At 43.2% G+C, this 19198-nt stretch carries 16 protein-coding genes; 9 read left to right on the forward strand and 7 right to left on the reverse strand.

The window, feature by feature from the left end; all coding sequences use genetic code 11:
* Positions 1-157: 157 nt before the first annotated feature.
* The gene (locus CW749_RS01460; protein ID WP_101110096.1) at positions 158-523 is read left to right on the forward strand and encodes a nuclear transport factor 2 family protein; all 366 of its coding nucleotides are present in this window, start codon (positions 158-160) and stop codon (positions 521-523) included.
* Between the two features lie 122 nt (positions 524-645).
* Here CW749_RS01460 and CW749_RS01465 read toward each other — a convergent pair whose 3' ends face one another.
* From CW749_RS01465 to CW749_RS01480, 4 genes are all read right to left on the reverse strand, one after another.
* Positions 646-1038, reverse strand: a complete 393-nt coding sequence (locus tag CW749_RS01465; RefSeq protein ID WP_101110097.1) for a hypothetical protein — start codon at positions 1036-1038, stop codon at positions 646-648.
* A 291-nt stretch (positions 1039-1329) separates the two neighbouring features.
* Complete coding sequence (locus tag CW749_RS01470; RefSeq protein WP_101110098.1) at positions 1330-3654, reverse strand: glycoside hydrolase family 88 protein; 2325 nt, start codon at positions 3652-3654, stop codon at positions 1330-1332.
* 44 nt (positions 3655-3698) lie between these two features.
* Positions 3699-6089 (reverse strand): BNR-4 repeat-containing protein, encoded by a 2391-nt coding sequence (locus CW749_RS01475; protein ID WP_101110099.1) that lies wholly within the window; start codon positions 6087-6089, stop codon positions 3699-3701.
* A 316-nt stretch (positions 6090-6405) separates the two neighbouring features.
* The gene (locus tag CW749_RS01480) at positions 6406-7107 is read right to left on the reverse strand and encodes a FadR/GntR family transcriptional regulator (protein WP_101110100.1); all 702 of its coding nucleotides are present in this window, start codon (positions 7105-7107) and stop codon (positions 6406-6408) included.
* Positions 7108-7587: 480 nt separating this feature from the next.
* On the opposite strand from CW749_RS01480, the gene CW749_RS01485 reads away from it, so the two are divergent.
* The 5 genes from CW749_RS01485 (at position 7588) to kduD (ending at position 12237) form a co-directional block, all read left to right on the forward strand.
* Positions 7588-8583: a sialic acid TRAP transporter substrate-binding protein SiaP gene (locus tag CW749_RS01485; protein WP_101110101.1), complete on the forward strand. Its 996-nt coding sequence runs from the start codon at positions 7588-7590 to the stop codon at positions 8581-8583.
* Positions 8584-8718: 135 nt separating this feature from the next.
* Positions 8719-9279, forward strand: coding sequence for a TRAP transporter small permease (locus tag CW749_RS01490; RefSeq protein WP_101110102.1), 561 nt, complete (start codon positions 8719-8721; stop codon positions 9277-9279).
* Positions 9276-10553, forward strand: coding sequence for a TRAP transporter large permease (locus CW749_RS01495; RefSeq protein WP_101110103.1), 1278 nt, complete (start codon positions 9276-9278; stop codon positions 10551-10553). The genes CW749_RS01490 and CW749_RS01495 overlap by 4 nt, the downstream gene beginning before the upstream one ends.
* Positions 10554-10641: 88 nt before the next feature.
* Entirely contained in the window at positions 10642-11472 is an 831-nt protein-coding gene (gene kduI, locus CW749_RS01500; protein ID WP_101110104.1) for a 5-dehydro-4-deoxy-D-glucuronate isomerase, read from the forward strand.
* A gap of 9 nt (positions 11473-11481) precedes the next feature.
* The gene (gene kduD, locus CW749_RS01505) at positions 11482-12237 is read left to right on the forward strand and encodes a 2-dehydro-3-deoxy-D-gluconate 5-dehydrogenase KduD (RefSeq protein ID WP_101110105.1); all 756 of its coding nucleotides are present in this window, start codon (positions 11482-11484) and stop codon (positions 12235-12237) included.
* A gap of 167 nt (positions 12238-12404) precedes the next feature.
* On the opposite strand, the gene CW749_RS01510 is transcribed toward kduD, so the two are convergent.
* A complete protein-coding gene (locus tag CW749_RS01510) occupies positions 12405-13058 on the reverse strand; it encodes a Qnr family pentapeptide repeat protein (protein ID WP_101110106.1) in 654 nt (217 codons plus the stop codon).
* A 271-nt stretch (positions 13059-13329) separates the two neighbouring features.
* Positions 13330-14403 (reverse strand): serine hydrolase domain-containing protein, encoded by a 1074-nt coding sequence (locus tag CW749_RS01515; RefSeq protein WP_101110107.1) that lies wholly within the window; start codon positions 14401-14403, stop codon positions 13330-13332.
* Positions 14404-14846: 443 nt separating this feature from the next.
* Here CW749_RS01515 and CW749_RS01520 point away from each other — a divergent pair, with 443 nt between their 5' ends.
* The 3 genes from CW749_RS01520 to CW749_RS01530 all read left to right on the forward strand — a co-directional run bounded on the left by CW749_RS01520 (position 14847) and on the right by CW749_RS01530 (position 18038).
* The gene (locus CW749_RS01520) at positions 14847-15464 is read left to right on the forward strand and encodes an NAD(P)H-dependent oxidoreductase (protein WP_101110108.1); all 618 of its coding nucleotides are present in this window, start codon (positions 14847-14849) and stop codon (positions 15462-15464) included.
* The gene (locus CW749_RS01525) at positions 15464-17383 is read left to right on the forward strand and encodes a monovalent cation:proton antiporter-2 (CPA2) family protein (RefSeq protein ID WP_101110109.1); all 1920 of its coding nucleotides are present in this window, start codon (positions 15464-15466) and stop codon (positions 17381-17383) included. The genes CW749_RS01520 and CW749_RS01525 overlap by 1 nt, the downstream gene beginning before the upstream one ends.
* A gap of 316 nt (positions 17384-17699) precedes the next feature.
* A complete protein-coding gene (locus CW749_RS01530; protein WP_101110110.1) occupies positions 17700-18038 on the forward strand; it encodes a DUF3316 domain-containing protein in 339 nt (112 codons plus the stop codon).
* A 77-nt stretch (positions 18039-18115) separates the two neighbouring features.
* Here CW749_RS01530 and CW749_RS01535 read toward each other — a convergent pair whose 3' ends face one another.
* Positions 18116-19081, reverse strand: coding sequence for an MBL fold metallo-hydrolase (locus tag CW749_RS01535; protein WP_101110111.1), 966 nt, complete (start codon positions 19079-19081; stop codon positions 18116-18118).
* Positions 19082-19198 lie beyond the last annotated feature (117 nt).

Below are 19198 nucleotides of genomic sequence, written 5' to 3' on the forward strand. Positions count from 1 at the left end.
ACTTTGAGCGATACTCTACCTAAAACCCGGAGACTGGGTCGATCATTCACTTTTTAGCGGATCTATAATCGGCGAACGCAGCATCTTGAATCAGTTTGACTATACCTTTTACTTAATTGTGTATACCCTCTTCGCCAAACAAAAAAAGGGATACCAGATGCATACTGAAACGGAACTTGCCACCATTGCCATCGTCGATCAACAACTCGACGCCTACAACGCGCGCGACATTGATGCTTTCGCAGCCACTTATCACGAAAATGTGGAGATTAACTCTTTCTCTAAAGGGCTTCAATACACAGGGAGAGATACGTTGATTGAGCGTTATGGAAAGAAGTTTGCGAGCTTAACGTATTTAAACGCGACATCGCTAAAGCGCATTGTTCACGACCGTTTTTTGGTTGATCATGAATTGGCAGAATCGTCGAGCTTAGCGTCTGGAGAAATTGAAAATAGCTTGAAGGTTATTGCTGCATATGAAGTTGAAGATGGCTTGATAAAGCGCGTCACTTTTATGGGCTAACACAGTATTCTAAACAAGCCCATTCGGGATGTGAATATCTAACAAGAGAACGAAAGTGGATACCGGTAAACTCAATACTGTCGGTATCCAGATAGTTTAGAAGTGTCGCCCAGCACTATAGGCTAATGTGCCGTCATTTCGTTATATGCTTTAATGGCGTGGAATTTTTCGATCACCAAGATGTAATCTTCTCTGGATACGGTTTTGTGCAATCCGGTATCCAAATCTTCGGTTTCTGGGTTGCCCGATTTAACAACCGCTCGCAATTCATAGATGGGGGATTTAGCATACGCGAACCAATACACCAATAAAAAGACGGGCAATCCGGCGTACAACGGGTGGACAAGCAAGGCAACAAAACCAAACACGAATGCTATCAGTGCAGCTCTTTTCACCTTGTCTATTGTGGTGTAATCCTTCACATACAGTTCTTCAATTCTGTCTAACGAAATCACAGAGTCACCTACTTTCAACCCTGCTGAAGTCATACTCGGAACATCCACTTTCTTAAACATCAAAACATCCTATTTCAACGCAAACTACTTGTTCAGATCTGGTTTGGCTTGTTTTAAAAGCTCATAACCAAGTGGAGGTAAAATTTAACACATAAGCTATTGATCTGGTGTGTCCAAGATTACAAAACCATCAAGAAGCTGGCGAATTTCTGCGGCATATCGCAAGAATTAGACCTATATCTATACACGCAATAGGATTTTCAACGCAGATACGAGAGCAAGTAAGCCCTTTGATGCTTTAACATTCATTCCTGTAAAGATAAACGCCCTGCTATCACAGGGCGCGAAGTTTTACTCGTACAGCGAGAGCTCTGTCAAGCTTGTCCATGGAATGATCCCAGGCGGGAACTCCGTGACGGTGAGACGCACTTTAGATGTACTGACTGAGTTTGGCAGAATGTGCTGAACTCCTGGTTCAGATGCATTGCTGTCTCGCTCATCGATAATGACATATTCACCATTTGAGTTTAGCGCTTCGAGTTTGTAGCCGTACTTTCGGTCTTGAAAAGTACTGAGGCTGTAAGCTCGTATAGATTTCTCATTCCCGAGCTCCGCTTCTACGACGCCATAACCATCTGTCGACCACCTGTCTCCAGACGACGAACTGCCATCAAACAAGTTTTCGCAGCCGTATTGAGCCTGTGGCTCATTGTTGCACGTAAACGACGTTGGCTGGATTATGGCTGGAGAGTACTCTCTCCCGTACAAATCCCATTCTCGCAAACTCACCCAGTTAGACGAATTGTCGGCGATGCCTGTTACGGTCAGTTTTGCGTATCGAGTAACGACAGGAGTAAGGGCTTGATATTGCCCGGTTCCATCACCACCCACTACATCACTGACCAACTGATAATCGGCAGCTTCCGTCGCTTTCACTTTAATATCAAAGTTGTATTCTCGGTTATTGAGAGCACTCAACGCGAATCCATTCAACGTGTGTAATGAACCGAGATCCACTTCTACACTTTGTGGGAACGTCATCGCCGACCAACGGTCTCCGGCACCTTCATTTCCATCTACAACTTGGTTGCAACTGTATTGAGGTTGTGGTTCATCGCTGCAAGTCACTGGTTTGTTTAATGAAACACTCTCTAATGCGGATGGTTTACCAAACACTTCCAACTCTCTGATACTTACCCAGCTACCATTGTAAGTTGCTGCATCTTCGACAGTAACACGAACATATCGACCAAATGTATTGTCAGGTAACCCTATTAGGCTTGCACGACCGTCTGTATTATTCAGTTGATCGAGTACCAGCTCGTACTGGCTGCCAGAATCAACTTTTACCTCTACTTTGTATTGGTAATCACGGTCGAAATAGAAATGCCCTCTAAATGCTGAAAGCTCGCTAACCTCACCTAGATCGATTTCAATCCACGAAGGCAACGCATTGGCTGACCAACGTTTGCGCCCAGCGATATTTCCGTCGACCGCTTGGCTACAAGGTGCCAAGGTTGGCTGAGGTTCAGCTGAACATGTTACGGCTTTATTTTCTGCAATATTGTTATCTGATAGAAGATGATAGATTTCGCCAGAGGCTGCCAAATAAGAACCTACCGTGTAAGGCTGGCTAGATCCTGCTCTCGCGTATGCCATGTATGGTTCATGAGCCACACCTTGAGCCCAACCTAATCGACCAGAATCCTGTAACGCGGTATTCGCGAGCGCTAACCACCCTTTTTCGATGACTGGCATATACGTTTCAGCATCTAAAATACCGAGTCGAATACCTATTGCCATGCCATAAACAAAAAATGTGGTTCCACTCGATTCCGGAGCATTGATATGGTGCGGCTCAATAAGATCAGCTCCCCAGAATCCATCGGCTAATTGAGCATTTTTAAGGGCTGCCGACATTTTTACAAAATTGGTCACATATTCATTGTAGTGAGGTGCATCTTCAGGTAGCCGATCTAACAATCGGGCAATCCCGCCATATACCCAGCCATTACCGCGTGACCAAAACATGGGGTTACCATCTGGGCTCGGATTTCTGGGGAAAACGTATCTAGAATCCCGCGCCCACAGATCATACTCTTCATTCCAAAGTTCGTTGTAGGTTGATTGGAATTGAGTATATAGCGACTGATAAACTGCTTGTTTCTCTGACTCACTCGTCAATGTGTCGGCCATTAATGGCCAAACAGCTGGAGCCATGTAAAGAGCATCCGCCCAAGACCAATAGCGTGTATAGGAAGAATTAACCACCCCCATCACGCTGTCTTTTAAGCAATCTAGGATGCCGTCAGGTTCATTGGCTAAAGGAGCCAACTCGAAGAAGACCTGTCCTACCGCTTGATGATCCGCATGGGTTGTCGTACAAGACCCGTGAGGTTCATAGGAAAAGGCTCTTGCCCAATTTAGGGTGTTGTCCCATGCTTTTCCATTACCGGTCAGCTTGAAATAATCGAACTCACCAATATGGTACGCCCCATATATCCAATTCGTATCTGGTGCGTATTGACTGTCGTAGAACCCATTATCAACCCAGTAATCATGGACCAACTTTGAGGTATTGAGCATATCGTTTGGGGTAAATTTGTATCCCCCAAACGCCGTCCCGCTTAGGCATAGTGCGCCGAGAAGAGATAGCTTAGTTACTGTAGCTTTCATCTTAACTGTCCTTAGTTAAAAATTTGTCGTGAGATCTGGGATCTTCAAAACGCTGGATCACAGCGATCATCAATAAGGTTTCCATTTGCATCGTCAAAGATGCGGACATTGCGAAACACCGACTCACCATTTTTTTCACCATTGTCATGGTCAGCAATAAGCACTAGATAATTTGTTCTTTCAGTAGTTGCAAATTGACCGACAGGGATCGTGAAATGTTGAAACTCACCGCTTGCATCGTAGGTTTTAAAGCTTTCGTTTGAGCTTGGGTCGCCTTGGGTTCCATAAAGGGAGAAACGAGTTTCACCATTGTTAAGGACTAAATCTTTATCCATCGCGATGCCGTGAAACTCACCTTGTTGAGTACTTTTAAAATCAAATGTCATAACGGTACTTGGCGTGATGTCATAAGGAAGTTCAACTACTCGCCACCCATTATTGGTGATTGACAAAGTGCTGCCATCCGGAGACACCTCAAATGTTCCGCCATCACCTTGGTTGGCGTCATAAACATCGACTTGATTACGGCTAAAGTAAACGTCGCTATAGTCTTCAAATATCAAGATGTTTCGGAACGTCGAATCACCTTGTGCCGTTGCATCATCATCGGCATTTACAACAAGATAGCTTGCATTAAATGGTTGATTAGCTATGGATTTCCCAATAGGTGTGATGAAGCGTGAAAAGGCTCCGTTGGTATGATAAGTGTCAAACCTACCTTCAATATTGGCGTCTTTTTGCGTGCCATGTAAGCGAGCGCGTAATTGGTTACTTACAGATAAGTTGTTATCAAACCCAATGGCATGCTCTTCACCTTGAGTATCTGATTTGAACTCAAAAGACACCGTGGTGTTTGGCGTCACTCGATAGTCGATATCAATGCCTTTCCAGCTATTCCCCGTTAGTGTAATACCATTATTGCTAAAGGTTGCACTCCCTTGATCTTGGTTGCCACCATAGGCCGTCGTGTTGGATGAAGAGGGAGAAACGTGAACCGCTTGGCAAGTTCTCGCGATGTAAGCGCTCGGACTATTGATGTATCTCCCTACAATTTTCGAGTCATACCCTTTGAAGTAATAAGGTTCTCCAGTGCTTTGCAGGTTTTTGTACCCATTAACAAAGGATTCATACTTACCAGTAAACCAAATGACGACTTGCTCACCTGAACGTTCTGCACCAAATGGGACAAACGGACGGTAATTATTGTCTGGCGAGTTTGAGGTTAAGGCTTCCCAAGTAAAGTTCGTTCCGCTCAAAACACCTTTGTAGATTTCAAACTTATCCGTGTCTAGACCCGTTGTTGGATTGACATTAGTGGAAATAAACAGCTCATTTGAATTGTATGGATTAAGAGTAATCCCCCCTGCATAGTCGATCTGCGACCCGCCAAACCTTGTTCCATCGGGTGCTGTCATTGCTTGAGGAATTAGGGAGTCTCCCGCATCAGCTACCCAAATTTTATTCCATTGGTTAGTTGATGAGTTCCAAGTCGCCATGTAGTAATCGAGGGTATTTTTGTCGTATTGATGACTATAGAGAAGGACAGGGTTACCTGAGGAATCATAACGAACTTCATGGTTCCAAGGTGAGCGGTTTGTTCCGTCTTCTCCTTGCTGGTAAACCACCGTTCCATCTGTCACAGCGAATGGAGCATCATCCATATTTCCAATGAGTGTTCCATCAGATTTGTATGTTTTTCCGTTTTTAATATAGAGGTGATATAAACTGGTTCGTTTGGGCGTCGGATGACCGTCGGTAAAGAAAAAATCGATTCTATCTACGCCATTCGATGCGTATTTCGCATACGCCCTATCCCACCATTGAGTACCATTTTGAATAAAGTGTTTTGCTTCAGTCGGGTTGTCGCCATTGGCATCAAAAGTAACGTAATACGGATCACGAGCACCGACCCGGAAAAAATTGTAGATTTTTCCATTTTCTGCCGACAGTTGATACGCGTTATTGTATGTAGCAGTACTAGGAATGGGATACGTCCTCTCTTCTCCCCAGTCTTCTAACGTCAGCGGCAGAGATTTGTTAGAGACTCGATAATATTGCGTTCGTCTAGCGTCGTGTAGTGTATACAGAGACATCATTTTTCCATTTTGCAGTGGAAGAATAGCGCCGTTGTTGTGGTCATCTGCTTGTTGAAAGCTACTGAGGTCGATGTCATCACCGATTCTAGACCCAGATTCTAAATCCAGCGTAGACATACCTGTAAAACCATCAATTTTTACATAGGATGTGTAAAGCACACCGTCGTTGATTCTGGCTCGCTCATCAATAAACCAGATGTAAGTGCCATCTTCTGTAACAACAAAATCGTAATCATTCGCTACAGGGGAAGCACTGAGTTGTTGGGGTAGTGCAATCATCAAAGGAAAGAGCATCGCTCCGGTAAACCTACGAAGATTACATTGAATTGAGGAGTGCATCGTTGTTACCTCTCAATCACTTGATTCACCTAATTAAGATGAGATCAAAGAACAAATCGAAAAGTAAACGACAGAAAAGAGGTTAAAGTTTTAACGTTCTTACTTTGTCGAATACTACGTATAACAACCTCAAATAAACCCTGAGGTTGTCGACAAAGAATGAACAACGCATGACAATTCTTATTAAGTTACAGTCAAAACTGTCAATATAATTAAATGAAAACTTGCTATTTATGTGACGGGCTGCACGATAAATGTGAATTTGAAAAAATAAATTAGAGAAAAAATGAAACCATATATAAAAATAAATGTATGGCTAATTAGCCGATTCGGAATCCAGCTTTTTATATCTTGAAATGCCTTTTTCTAAATGAGAAGCCATTGTATTTCCAGCGTTTTCAATATCCCTTTCCGCGATATATTCATACATTTTCTTGTGTTCTAAGTAGACACGATCTAGAAAGTCAGCTTCATCATCAGGCAATTGATATAAATCGATACGGGAGTGAGGGATAATTTGGGGGCCTAAGTGTTCCAGCAATTTTAGGAAATAAGGGTTGCCAGACGCCTCTGCAATCGCGATATGAAATTGAAAATCCGCAATCGATACTTCGCTATAATCGTACTCCGCTTTTTTGAAGGCACCCAACGCCGCTTCTATTTTCGCCAACTGAGCGTCGGTGTGGTGCTCCGCGGCAAGTTGCGCCGTTTTAGTTTCTAGGCATAGCCTCAAATCGAGTACGTGCAAAATATCTTTTAGCGTCGTCGGATTAAATAACTCGAGTTTATTAACAGGGTTTTCCGTAACGAAAGCACCAATTCCCTGACGAGTCACAACCATTCCGTCCGCCCTTAGCCCTGCTATCGCTTCACGTACGACAGTTCGGCTTACACCATACTGATTAATAAGGCTTTGTTCTGATGGCAACTTATCTCCAGGAGACAAATTACCATCAATAATGTCTTTCTTTATTTTTTCAATAAGTTGAGATGCCAGTGTTTTTCTCTTGCCTAACATTTTAGTAAATAGCCTCCACCAACTTTAATCATTTCTATTTATGGTTCAGTCGCTTCAAGCGGTCAGCTGGTTTTAAGTCGCTTGGCTACATCATCCTAATTCAATTTCATAGAAATAAACAACACCCATTAAAATCTAGTGAGTGCGCACGAGTATATTTGGACGATATATTGCCTCCTTACCCTGTCTCAAAAATAATAAATATTGACTTTGCGCACAATAAATAGAATTCGATTTATCTCTCATATCGCTCAAATTAAGAATTTCATGTTTTACAAACTTTCATTCTTTCAAAAAGTTAATAAAAAGTTAAACGCTCAAAAATGAATATTATTGCATACTAAATCGAGCTGGTATTGATTAAAAAAACAACTTGTATGATGACATACATGTGTTAATTTTTTAATCGAAAGGATGACAACGCATACATTTTAAAAACTGGAAAATAGTGAAACACGTTTAATTTTTAAGGAGCAAAAAATGGACAAAAGGAAATGGCTAAAACGTGTAACCCTAAGCTTTACAGCGACCACATTGGCACTTTCTAGCTTGTTCTCCCCAGCAGTAGTCTCGGCAGAAAAGCTTAAGTGGGCACACGTATACGAAACTTCTACCCCTTACCATAAATGGGCAGTTTGGGCAGCAGAAGAAATTGGCAAACGCAGTAATGGAAAATTCGAAGTTCAAGTTTTCCCCGCCGCGTCACTCGGTAAAGAAAATGAAATCAACGAATCTTTAAGTTTAGGAACAATTGATATTATTTATACTGGTTCAACATTCGTTGGCCGTTCATATGGTCCACTCGCCATACCGAGCGCGCCGTTTATGCTTCGTAATTTTGATCACTTTAACGCTTACGCGAACAGTTCATTGTTCGCGGATTTAAGTAACGGGTATAAGTCAGTAACAGGGCACAACATTCAATCGCTTACTTACTATGGCCAACGTATGGTGACGTCGAACACGCCAGTATCTAAGCCTGCCGATATGAAAGACATGAAGCTTCGTGTTCCACCAGCGCCACTCTTCCAGATGTTTACAGACTCGGTCGAAGCGAACGCAACGCCCATCGCGTTTTCAGAGGTTTACTTGGCGCTTTCCCAAGGTGTTGTTGATGGACAAGAAAACCCCTTACCAACCATCCAAGCCAAGAAGTTTTACGAGGTGCAAAAGTACATCAATCTGACAGGGCATATCATTGATAGCCTAGTTACGGTTGTTGGCGGTCCTACTTGGAACAAATTGTCTGACAGCGATAAAAGCATGTTCAAAACAGTATTCGTCGAGGCGTCGGCTGGCGCCAGTAATGACATTCGCCAATCAGAGAAAGACTTGGTTGCTTGGTTTGTTGAACAAGGCGTCAACATAAATACAGACATCGACCGTAACGCATTCCGCAAGGCTGCAATGTCGGTTCACAATGGTAAACACGCTTCTTGGTCGGAAGAAGTCTACAAACGATTCCAAGAACTTTAATTTCCATTCAATTTGGTTCGTTACGCATGGCATAACGAACCAAGTTGTAAACCTCTAGGAGCGTGAAATGTTAGACGCAGAGAACACTGGTAACCCTCAGATTTCCGAGAAGCGGAAAAACATAGAGAGGCACCCGTGAGGCAATACGACAAACAAAACATCACACAAACAGAAGATGAAGCAAGCGGATTCATCGAAGACGAAGACAAAAATTTCACGTGGAGTAGCATAGGCATACTCGAATGGTTTTGTATTCTAGCTTTCTGGGTATTGGCGTTTGTTGTTTTTTATCAGTTTTTTACCCGCTACTTTCTTAACGATTCCGCCGTTTGGACAGAAGAAATTGCTCGAAATATTCTGATTGTTCTGACCTTTTTTGGTGCTGCATTAGCGCTAAAAAGGCATGCACACATTAGCGTACAGTTTTTCGTTTCCAAGCTTCCACCTGCTTATCAGAAAAAGATGGTTTGGTTTAACTCAATATTACAGTCCCTGTTTTTTGCCAGTGCGATTTACCTATGCTTAACCGTTGCAGACGCCATGCAATTCCAAAAGCTAATGGCTATCGATTTATCCAGAAGTGTCATTTACCAATCCGTTGCAACCGCTTTTGTTGCGATGTTGATCATCGAAATTTATCGATCGATAAAGCGCTTCAAGAATAACGATGATCATTCATCGGAGGATCCATCATGATTGCTATTTTATTTATCGCGGCCGCCGTATTTATTTTAATTGGGCTTCCTGTTGCCGTCGCTTTGGCGGGTGCATCTTTGTTGTTCATTTTGATCGACGCCAGTTTGCCAAGCATGGTTGTGCTGCATCGAATGGTGAGTGGTGTGGACAGTTTCCCCCTTTTGGCGGTGCCATTTTTTATTCTCGCCGGTAATTTAATGAATTCAGCAGGAATAACGAATCGTATTTTTGACTTTGCCAAATCACTTGTGGGTTGGCTACCTGGCGGCCTAGGACATGTAAACGTTGGCGGAAGTGTCGTGTTTGCAGGGATGTCCGGAGCTGCGGTTGCGGATGCGGGAGGGCTTGGCGCTATTGAGATAAAGGCCATGCGCGAAGCCGGATACGACAGCGAGTTCTCCGTTGGTATCACCGCCGCGTCTTCCACTATAGGCCCCATTATTCCTCCCTCTTTACCTATGGTGATTTACGGTGTTTTGGCGTCCGCCTCTATAGGGAAGCTGTTTGCAGCAGGATTGATCCCGGGGCTGATGATGGCAGTCGCGCTTATGGTCATGATTGGGTGGTATGCCAAGCGTCGAAATTACCCAGTAGACAGTGCATTTTCAATGAGAAGAGTCGCATCAAGCAGTAAAGGCGCATTCTTGTCCTTACTCACTCCCATTATTGTGGTTGGCGGAATTACGACAGGCGTTCTAACTCCAACAGAAGCCGCTATTGCTGCGGTAGCTTGGGCGCTATTTTTAGGTTCAGTCGTTTACAAGAGCTTAAATTTAAAAAGGTTAGCGGCGGTTTCATTAAAATCGATAGAAACAACAGCCGTCGTCTTATTTGTGGTTGCCGCTGCTTCTATTTTTGCTTGGTTACTCACCAATCATAATATTGCTACCGCAATGGCAGATGGGCTAATGACAATATCCGACAACAAATACGTGGTTCTCAGCATCATTTTGCTTTTGCTACTGGTAATCGGGTGTTTTATGGAAACCATTGCTGCCATGACAATTCTTGTCCCTGTGCTGCTTCCAACCGTGACTCAACTTGGGGTAGATCCCGTACATTTTGGCGTCATTATGGTGCTGACCTTAATGATTAGCCTACTGACACCGCCAGTCGGTGTTGTTCTTTATGTTTTGTCCAGTATTTCCAAATTGAGTTTCGAGCGATGTGTCGTAGCAACCATGCCATTTTTAGTACCTTTGGTTCTCGTCTTACTCATCGTCACTTTCATGCCCGGTTTGGTTATGTGGCTTCCAAACCTGCTCTACCCATAAGAAACCAGATTTAAAAACATTATTGAGTGAACCCATTAACAAGTTATGGGTTGGGTTCACTCGTTTCAAATTTAACGGATTAAGAATTATGAAAAGCTATTATTCGACACATGCCGAGGACTACGGCCGTTACGATACACAAACACTGCGCGATCGCTACCTCATTGAATCGATATTTGAACGAGGTAAAGTGCAGCAATACTATTGCCACGATGATCGGCTAATCATTGCAGGGATTTCCCCGGAAAATTCGCCACTTAAGCTCACCGAAGGCAAAGAGTTAGGCGGGTTATGCTTCTTCAATCGCCGCGAAGCAGCCACCATCAATCTAGGAGGAGAAGGTCGAATCCGAGTTGGCGATGAGATATTTTCTTTAGATCATAAAGACGCCCTATACATTGGTCAGGGTGCGCATTCAGTCTCATTCGAAAGCGTCGATAAAGATAAGCCAGCGCGCTTTTATCTCTGCAGTTCACCGAGCCATCACTCTCATCCAACAATCCTTGTAAGACGTTCAGAAGCTATTCAAGTTCACTTGGGGGAGTCCAAAAAATCCAACGAACGAGTTATCCATCAATACATTCACCCAGATGTGTGCCGAAGCTCGCAGCTGGTTATGGGACTAACGGAACTCCTTAACTCTTCCAACTGGAATACGATGCCGTGCCATACCCATGCTCGACGTATGGAGGCGTACTTTTACTTCTCTGAATCAGAAGATACTCAGATTTTCCATCTCATGGGCAAACCCGATGAAACTCGGCATATCGTTATCGCAAATGAGCAAGCCGTCATCTCACCAAGCTGGTCAATTCACAGCGGCGTAGGTACAAACCCTTACAGCTTCATATGGGCCATGGCAGGGGAAAATCAAGAATTCAACGACATGGATTTTGTCGCTCCACAAGAAATACGTTAAGAGGTCATCATGGAACTATTCAATTTAGAAGGAAAAACCGCACTGGTTACGGGTGCCTCGAAAGGCTTGGGACAAGCGATGAGTATCGCTTTGGCGAAAGCAGGTGCCAATATTATTGGAGTGGCTCGCTCTTCAACAATGCATACACAAGCGAAAATAGAAAAGCTTGGCAAAAATTTTGTTGGTATCGAGGCAGATTTAGGAGAAAAAAATTCAGTTGACGCAATCGTAGATACCCTTGCAACGATCGATGTTATTCCAGACATCTTGGTGAATAACGCTGGCATTATCAGAAGAAACGACAGCATTCAGTTTTCTGAAGAGGAATGGGATAGCGTTATGGACATCAACCTCAAATCTCTTTTTTTCCTCAGTCAAGCCATGGTTAAACAGTGGGTCGCGCTAAAACGCCCGGGGAAAATCATCAATATTGCATCCATGCTCTCTTTCCAAGGTGGAATACGGGTTCCTTCTTATACCGCGAGTAAAACAGGCGTTTTAGGCTTAACTCGCATCGGAGCTTGTGAGTGGGCTCCCTTTGATATCAACGTAAATGCCATTGCACCGGGATATATGGCAACAGACAACACCAAAGCACTAAGAAAAGACAAAGTGAGAAACGGAGAGATTTTAAACCGAATCCCTGCGGGGCGATGGGGTGAATCGGAAGACATGGAAGGAGCGGTCGTGTTTCTGGCTTCTCGCGCATCCAACTATGTAAACGGTACTGTGCTTACCGTTGATGGCGGTTGGCAGGCGCGATAGCTATTTAACCTCAACGTTGCATAGCAAAGCTGAGGTTGTTCGCATGTTCATTTTATTTGGAAACAAGGAGGTAAGAGAAATTACGTTATCTAAATTATCTGACTTGTAGTATTTGTAAATTTAGCGGTTAAACATCCCCAATTTTGCCCGATTAGATCGGGCTTTTTTTAAGGCAGAACAATCACACCAAGCGGCTCTAAAAGCTGTTCTTGCTGCCAATCGCAAATCTTCACACCTTGTAGAGAGATCCTTCTTGGGTCGAGCCCGTAAAGCTCTGTATGGGTTAAATCGCAATTCTCAAAGCGGAATTGAGACCAAGCATCTTCAGAAAATTCTCCGCGGGATAAATCTGAGCCTCGCAGTGATGCTCCTTGCAAAAGCGCGCCTGTCCAACGATTCTCAAACAAATCGCATTTTTCGATACAGGCATTTTCAAAATTAGCATACGACAAATTGCACCCCGTAATAAAAACACTACAGAAGTAAACTTGGTGACTTACTCGGTTGGCAAAGTTGGCTTTAACAAAATTCGCCCCTTTTAGGTCGCACTCTCTAAATTCTGCACCTAAGCAATTTGCACCCACAAACTGTGCCATGGCTAATTGGCAGTTCTTAAAGCTCGCGTCTTTCAAGTTTGTATATTGAAACTGACACCCTTCTATCTCACTCGCCTTAAAAAACTGACAATCGATAAACACCGCATCGCTTAAATCGGCTCGCGAGAAATCACATTGGTCAAACGTGCATTGGGTAAAACGCCATTCCGACATATCGGTTCGCACGAAGCTTTCAGATACAAAGTGTTTTTGCTTAAATTCCATGTTCTCTCTCACGTTTAATTCGACACCGCTACGTTACCGATTAAGCCTTTGAAAAACAAACAATTTAAACCCTTAAGAATCATAAACTTAAAACCCCTCTAAATCGCCATTTTAAGGCATCTAGAAGCCACCCTAAGGCTCTTGTTTTTCAATGACCAAAGGAGCAAGTTCTGAAAAAAGTTTTGTTCGATGGCGAGGCGTTCGGAGAAACTGATTTTTGCCAATTGTTCGAGTGCGTTATTCAATTGACTGACCAAGATTGAACGGCATTCTATAAAAATGAGCTCATAAGCTTGGATAGCTTTCCGTGATCCCCAGTTAGTTCCCCACCATTACCAAGAATTATTACTTGAATGTTTTTATCTCTATTTATTAGTAACCAAGTTCTAAATCCATCATGACCACCAGCGTGTGAAAAAGCATCACTTCCTTGAGGGGCAAGGATCCAACCATATCCATAATCATTTCCACCTATTAAATTAGGAGTATGGTGCTTTAACATTAATTCGAGAGTTTCACTCTGGACTACTTTCCCCTCAAGTAAAGCCGAGATGAAAATATTTAAATCATTAATTGAACTCACAATACCATTAGCACCATTGGTAAAATTATTTTTGCCATAAAACGTCGTATATTGTGCGAAGTTGAGTGCATCATTGGCTCTTGGCAATGTGGTTTCATCAGCGACATAGCTATTCTTCATATCTAATGGTTCAAAGAAAACCTTCTGGATATAATCCTCATAACGAGTCCCCGTTACCTTAATAAAGATCTCTGCAAGTAGAAAATACCCTACATTACTGTATTCACTATTCGACCCCGCTTTGAAAGATAACTCTGGATGAGAAAGATAAAACTGCAATACATCGCTATTAGTCTGACCGTCAAGCCAAGTTGCCACACTAGTGTGATTGTTATAATCAGGAATACCTGACTGATGTGATAGTAGATGATGAATAGTGATATGTTGCCATGAAGAAGGTAGTTCGGGGAGGTACTTTAAAATCGAGTCGTTCAGTTGAATTCGTTCTTGCTCGTAAAGCTTCATGATGGCTAATGCCGTAAAAGATTTGCTAATAGAAGCGATACGAAACCCCGAGTCGGCATCTATTGGAGTGTTTTCGGGTTTATTGGCTAATCCTTTCATTCCAATATATTGAATTTTCCCATTTTTAATAACAGAAATTGCTATACCTGGACCCGAATCTGGGATAGTGACGTTTAGGTAATTATCTAATGTTTCAGAAAGAGTACTCTTTACATCGACAAAAGAACCTTCATTATTTGAACCACAGCCACTTATAGTAATTAAGATCATAACCCCAAACAGCTTTAGGATACTCATAAATATATTCCTTTATAATAAAAACCCAACTCATTTATGTTCTTATAATTCGCACTTTCCGTTACAGTCATGATGAATATATAAAAACTCGTACACAGTATTAATTAAAACGCACTAGGTAAGACGTACAAACGTTAATTAAGTTCAACGACTTCAAAACAGTCATATAACAATATTATTTTTGCGACACTCACCTTTCTTAAATTGCAGTACATTCGAGCTCATATAAGTAAGTAACCCATTGATAAATATATAGCTGTCAGTTGTCATTTATCGCACCTAGACGCAACTTCGTAGCTTTCAATTTTTTATGGGTGAGAAGCGTGAGCGAGCGCTAAATTTTCTACTCGTTTTTCGAATATATCATTCAAATTAATGATGTTGTTACACACCTGATACAAACTGTATGGTATTCGTATAAAAAACACGAAAGAGAAACTCTAATGCCCCAAAAGAAAGTACTTGTTCTGTTTGCTCACCCGTCGCACAAACAATCAGAGGTAAACCTGCCATTGTTTCATGCAGCGCAAAGCGTGGAAGGCGTCACTGCTATCGACCTATATCGCGAATACCCGCGCTTCAATATCAATATAGATAAAGAACAACAAAGACTGCGCGACCATGACGTTGTGATATTCCAATTTCCTATGTACTGGTACTCCACCCCAGCCATTCTTAAAGAGTGGCAAGATTTGGTGCTCGAATACGGATTTGCTTATGGCTCGACAGGAACCGAGCTGCATGGCAAATACTTTATGTGTGCCATTTCAGCTGGAGGAAAAGAAGAAGCCTACTGCACCGATGGCTTTAACCACTTCACCATCGGTGAGCTATTACAGCCCCTGCAACAAATGTCTTCTTTAACTGGGATGATATACCTTGCTCCATTTGTCTTATTTGGCTCTCGCACGGCATCTGAAGAATACCGCATCAACAGTCACGCAGGAAAATACCAAACACTTCTAACCGCATTAGTGGAAGACAAGGTGGATCTAGAAGCCGCCGCCTCTATGAAGAAAATCACCCAAGACCTTTCACCATTGCTTAAAGGGGATGCGTAATGACCAGCTATTTCTTACAAGCTTTTATCTACCTTGTCGCCGCCGTCATTATGGTTCCAATAGCCAAACGTCTAGGGTTAGGCAGCGTATTAGGCTACTTGATTGCCGGTGTCATTATTGGTCCTGTTATCGGGCTAGTAGGTGAAGAAACCACCACCATTCAGCACTTTGCAGAATTCGGTGTCGTCATGATGTTGTTTCTCGTCGGTTTAGAGCTAGAACCCAAAATGTTGTGGTCTATGAAAAACCGATTAATTGGGCTCGGTGGATTGCAAGTTGGCTTAACGGCAGCGGCTGTTATGGGTATTTCATTGTGGTTGCAGCAACCTTGGACTATCGCCCTAAGTATTGGTCTTGTTTTCGCACTTTCTTCTACCGCTATTGTTCTTCAAACTTTTAATGAGAAAGGGCTATCGAAAACAGAAGGGGGCCGTAACGCCTTCTCTGTATTGCTGTTCCAAGACATTGCCGTTATTCCAATGTTGGCGTTTATCCCACTTCTTGCACTACCGGAATTGGTAGAAAAAGCCCAAAGCGCCGCGCAAGCTGCCGCCGATCACCATGAAGAAATGAGTTTGGTTGCAGGCCTACCCGGTTGGGCTTATGGCTCTGTCATTATTGTTACCATTGTTGCACTGGTGGTAGGAGGGCATTATGCCAGCCGTCCTCTTTTCCGCTTTGTTGCCAGTTCTGGTCTACGTGAAATATTCACCGCTACAGCACTGATGCTGGTTGTAGGGATTGCAGCACTTATGAGCTTGGTCGGGCTATCGCCAGCACTTGGAACCTTCCTTGCAGGTGTGGTGTTAGCCAACAGTGAGTTTCGCCACGAACTGGAATCGAATATCGACCCGTTTAAAGGGCTTTTGCTAGGGCTCTTCTTTATCACCGTCGGAGCGGGTATTAACTTCGATATTTTGGGTAACCAATTCTTTGACATCATTGGAATGACAATTGGCATTATGCTGCTCAAAGCGTTCGTTCTGCTCATTTTAAGCTTTGTGTTTGGTATTCGTGCCAGCGATAGGTGGCTTTTCTCACTTAGCCTCGCACAAGCCGGTGAGTTTGGATTTGTGTTGTTGAGCTTTACGGTTCAAAGCCACGTGATCCCAACCGAGCTTGCTCAAACACTTTCCATGGTGGTGGCTTTGTCTATGTTCCTAACGCCGGGACTGTTCATTCTGTTTGATAAGGTCATCGTGCCGAAATATTTAGACCAAGAAAACCAACGTGAAGAAGATACCATCGAAGAAACGGGGAAAGTCATCATTGCTGGTGTGGGTCGATTCGGTCAGATCGTGAATCGCCTCCTTGTGAGTAACCACATTCAAACCGTCGTGCTGGACTGCGAAGCATCGCAAGTCGATAACCTGCGTAAAATCAATACTAAAGCCTATTTTGGTGACGCCACTCGCCCTGACCTTCTGCATACTGCAGGTATAGAAGAAGCAACTTTGTTAGTGGTTGCTATGGATGCACGGGAAAGTGCTGTAGAACTCGTGCAATACGTGAAACATACCTACCCACAGGTAAAAATACTTGCTCGAGCTTATGATCGAGTTCATGAATACCATCTTCGCCAAGCGGGCGCAGATTTTATTGAAAAAGAAACCTTTCATGCAGCACTGGAAGTCGGTGCTGAAGCACTGCGTTCTATCGGTATGCACCCTTTTCAGGTGGAACAACAGAAAGCGGCGTATATCGATGTGGAACAAGAAGGCTCTGAACAGCTTTATAAAGCTTGGTTAGACGAATCCGATGGGGAGCAGCGTTTCGACAACAATTACCGCAAGTTATTTATGCAATTGGAAGAAACATTGAAAGCTTCACTGCATAGCAATAGACGTGGTACGCACGATCAAACCGAGCGCAGTTGGACGCCTCCACCCAAGGACTATTTGAAAGATTTTGAAGATTAGAGTTTATCTACCTTAACAAAATAGACAAAAGACAGGGAATTGACGTTCCCTTGTTTTTCACGTGCCGATCTTTACCAATACCCTAGAGAGTTTTACACGGCTTGACGGACTCTTTACATAACAATCCGTAGTATAGGTACTACCAGCTTGTGAATAGCGAAGCCCCTGACTTACTTAACGATAAGCGAGGCTAAGGCAATTTTCAGGCTGGTCCAATCGCAAGAATTGGTCTACTTCCGAGCAACAGTTCGTTCCTAAATGCTGGCTCACTTGTAAATACCGATTCGTTTGTAAATAAGCTTATAGGAGTATTGTTATGAAGAAAGTCACTGTGTTAGCTGCAACCATGCTACTGAGTTCTACTGTCTTTGCTAGTAACCAACTAAACAGTAGCGCGACTTCGATAACAACTGAAGGCTATGCCACGCAGGAGCAGGCATTAAATGCTGGATATACTCTCATGGATGAAATCAACGAAATGTCGTCAAACCAACTGACGTATAAATTACCCATTTCAGCCACCACTGTAATTTACGACAGCGTAAAAGTGAAAGATGTGGAATTGCACATCGAGGCTTTTTCTAAAAAACGCGGTGAAGTTCAGTATCGCGCCATTGTTGACGTCGACTATCAATACGAGTCCAAAGACAGCTAATCAGCGCTCGTTCAAACCTAAAACATAATAAAAAACCGGGCAACTTAGCCCGGTTTTGATGTAAAAAGAAATTACCATTACTTAGAAAGATCTTTATATGCAGCCGGAACATTCATATTCGGGTGCACCCAGCCAAACAACGCATACCCTCTAAACTCAGGCAAGGTCACGCTTGCTACTGTCTGTTCTAACGTAAGCCCATTGTCTATGGCTTCCTGAACCTTCTCTTTAACTGTCTTTAAGTAATCGATGTGCCATTTAAGATCTTCCTTACCGATAACAGAGCCATGCCCAGGAACGACTTTTGCGTCCGCTGGTAAGAAATGATAAACCCTTTCAAAGGTTTCTAACGTTTCAATTAAATGACCATCTAGCAACCACGGAAGCGCTGGCTTAACCGCAACAATGGCATTCCCCGTCCACAGTACTTTGGATTCCGGCTCCCAAACGAAGAGATCGCCCCCTGTTTGAGCAAATCCAAAATCAATCACTTCGACTTGTTTGCCACCCAAATCGATTGTGATCTGACCGCCCGTCTCCACCAATACATCGCCTGTGGTCGGCACAATGTCTTCAATACCACGTCCTTTACCAAAGTTACTCATCATAAATTCAGTATCCGCTTTGAAGTGGCTATCCACGTACCCTTTACTCACTTCATGCTGAATGATGGTCGCGCTCTCTGGTAGGTACATATTTCCGTAGGAATGATCACCATGGTAGCTGGTGTTCACTGCATAGATTTTAGGTGCCTTACTGTGTTCTGCCACAAAGCTTTGTACTTGGCTATTCAAGCGCTTGTTCAACATGGTATCGATGATCAACACACCAGAATCACCCACAATGAACCCACCGCTGGTTGCCACAGGGAACCCCTTTTTCTCAAGTTTCTTTGCGTTCTCTGGATAGTACGCAAACACCCCGTCAGCAAGTGGCTCTTGCGTGAGCACCACCGTATTGGCATCCCAAACGGGATCTTGTCCGAATGATGAAAATGACGCGACTGCAAGCGAAGTCGTTAGAAGCGTTTTTATCGGTTTCATATTACAATTTCCTTATTGAACCACCCATATTCACGGTGGTTTGTTAACCGGTAAAAACAGAATACATTCTAAAATTAGGAATAAATATTAGGAATTATCACACGATTCATTCTTAAT

This window comes from Vibrio sp. vnigr-6D03 (assembly GCF_002835515.1).
In the GTDB taxonomy this organism is placed as follows: Bacteria; Pseudomonadota; Gammaproteobacteria; order Enterobacterales; family Vibrionaceae; genus Vibrio; species Vibrio penaeicida.

Excerpts from the sequence above, each read along its gene's own strand:
- CW749_RS01475 (WP_101110099.1), bottom strand. The coding sequence starts at position 6,089 with ATGCACTCCTCAATTCAATGTAATCTTCGTAGGTTTACCGGAGCGATG.
- CW749_RS01530 (WP_101110110.1), top strand. The coding sequence starts at position 17,700 with ATGAAGAAAGTCACTGTGTTAGCTGCAACCATGCTACTGAGTTCTACT.
- CW749_RS01485 (WP_101110101.1), top strand. The coding sequence starts at position 7,588 with ATGGACAAAAGGAAATGGCTAAAACGTGTAACCCTAAGCTTTACAGCG.
- CW749_RS01520 (WP_101110108.1), top strand. The coding sequence starts at position 14,847 with ATGCCCCAAAAGAAAGTACTTGTTCTGTTTGCTCACCCGTCGCACAAA.
- CW749_RS01515 (WP_101110107.1), bottom strand. The coding sequence starts at position 14,403 with ATGAGTATCCTAAAGCTGTTTGGGGTTATGATCTTAATTACTATAAGT.
- CW749_RS01480 (WP_101110100.1), bottom strand. The coding sequence starts at position 7,107 with ATGTTAGGCAAGAGAAAAACACTGGCATCTCAACTTATTGAAAAAATA.
- CW749_RS01535 (WP_101110111.1), bottom strand. The coding sequence starts at position 19,081 with ATGAAACCGATAAAAACGCTTCTAACGACTTCGCTTGCAGTCGCGTCA.
- CW749_RS01465 (WP_101110097.1), bottom strand. The coding sequence starts at position 1,038 with ATGTTTAAGAAAGTGGATGTTCCGAGTATGACTTCAGCAGGGTTGAAA.
- kduI (WP_101110104.1), top strand. The coding sequence starts at position 10,642 with ATGAAAAGCTATTATTCGACACATGCCGAGGACTACGGCCGTTACGAT.
- CW749_RS01510 (WP_101110106.1), bottom strand. The coding sequence starts at position 13,058 with ATGGAATTTAAGCAAAAACACTTTGTATCTGAAAGCTTCGTGCGAACC.
- CW749_RS01470 (WP_101110098.1), bottom strand. The coding sequence starts at position 3,654 with ATGAAAGCTACAGTAACTAAGCTATCTCTTCTCGGCGCACTATGCCTA.
- kduD (WP_101110105.1), top strand. The coding sequence starts at position 11,482 with ATGGAACTATTCAATTTAGAAGGAAAAACCGCACTGGTTACGGGTGCC.
- CW749_RS01495 (WP_101110103.1), top strand. The coding sequence starts at position 9,276 with ATGATTGCTATTTTATTTATCGCGGCCGCCGTATTTATTTTAATTGGG.
- CW749_RS01460 (WP_101110096.1), top strand. The coding sequence starts at position 158 with ATGCATACTGAAACGGAACTTGCCACCATTGCCATCGTCGATCAACAA.
- CW749_RS01525 (WP_101110109.1), top strand. The coding sequence starts at position 15,464 with ATGACCAGCTATTTCTTACAAGCTTTTATCTACCTTGTCGCCGCCGTC.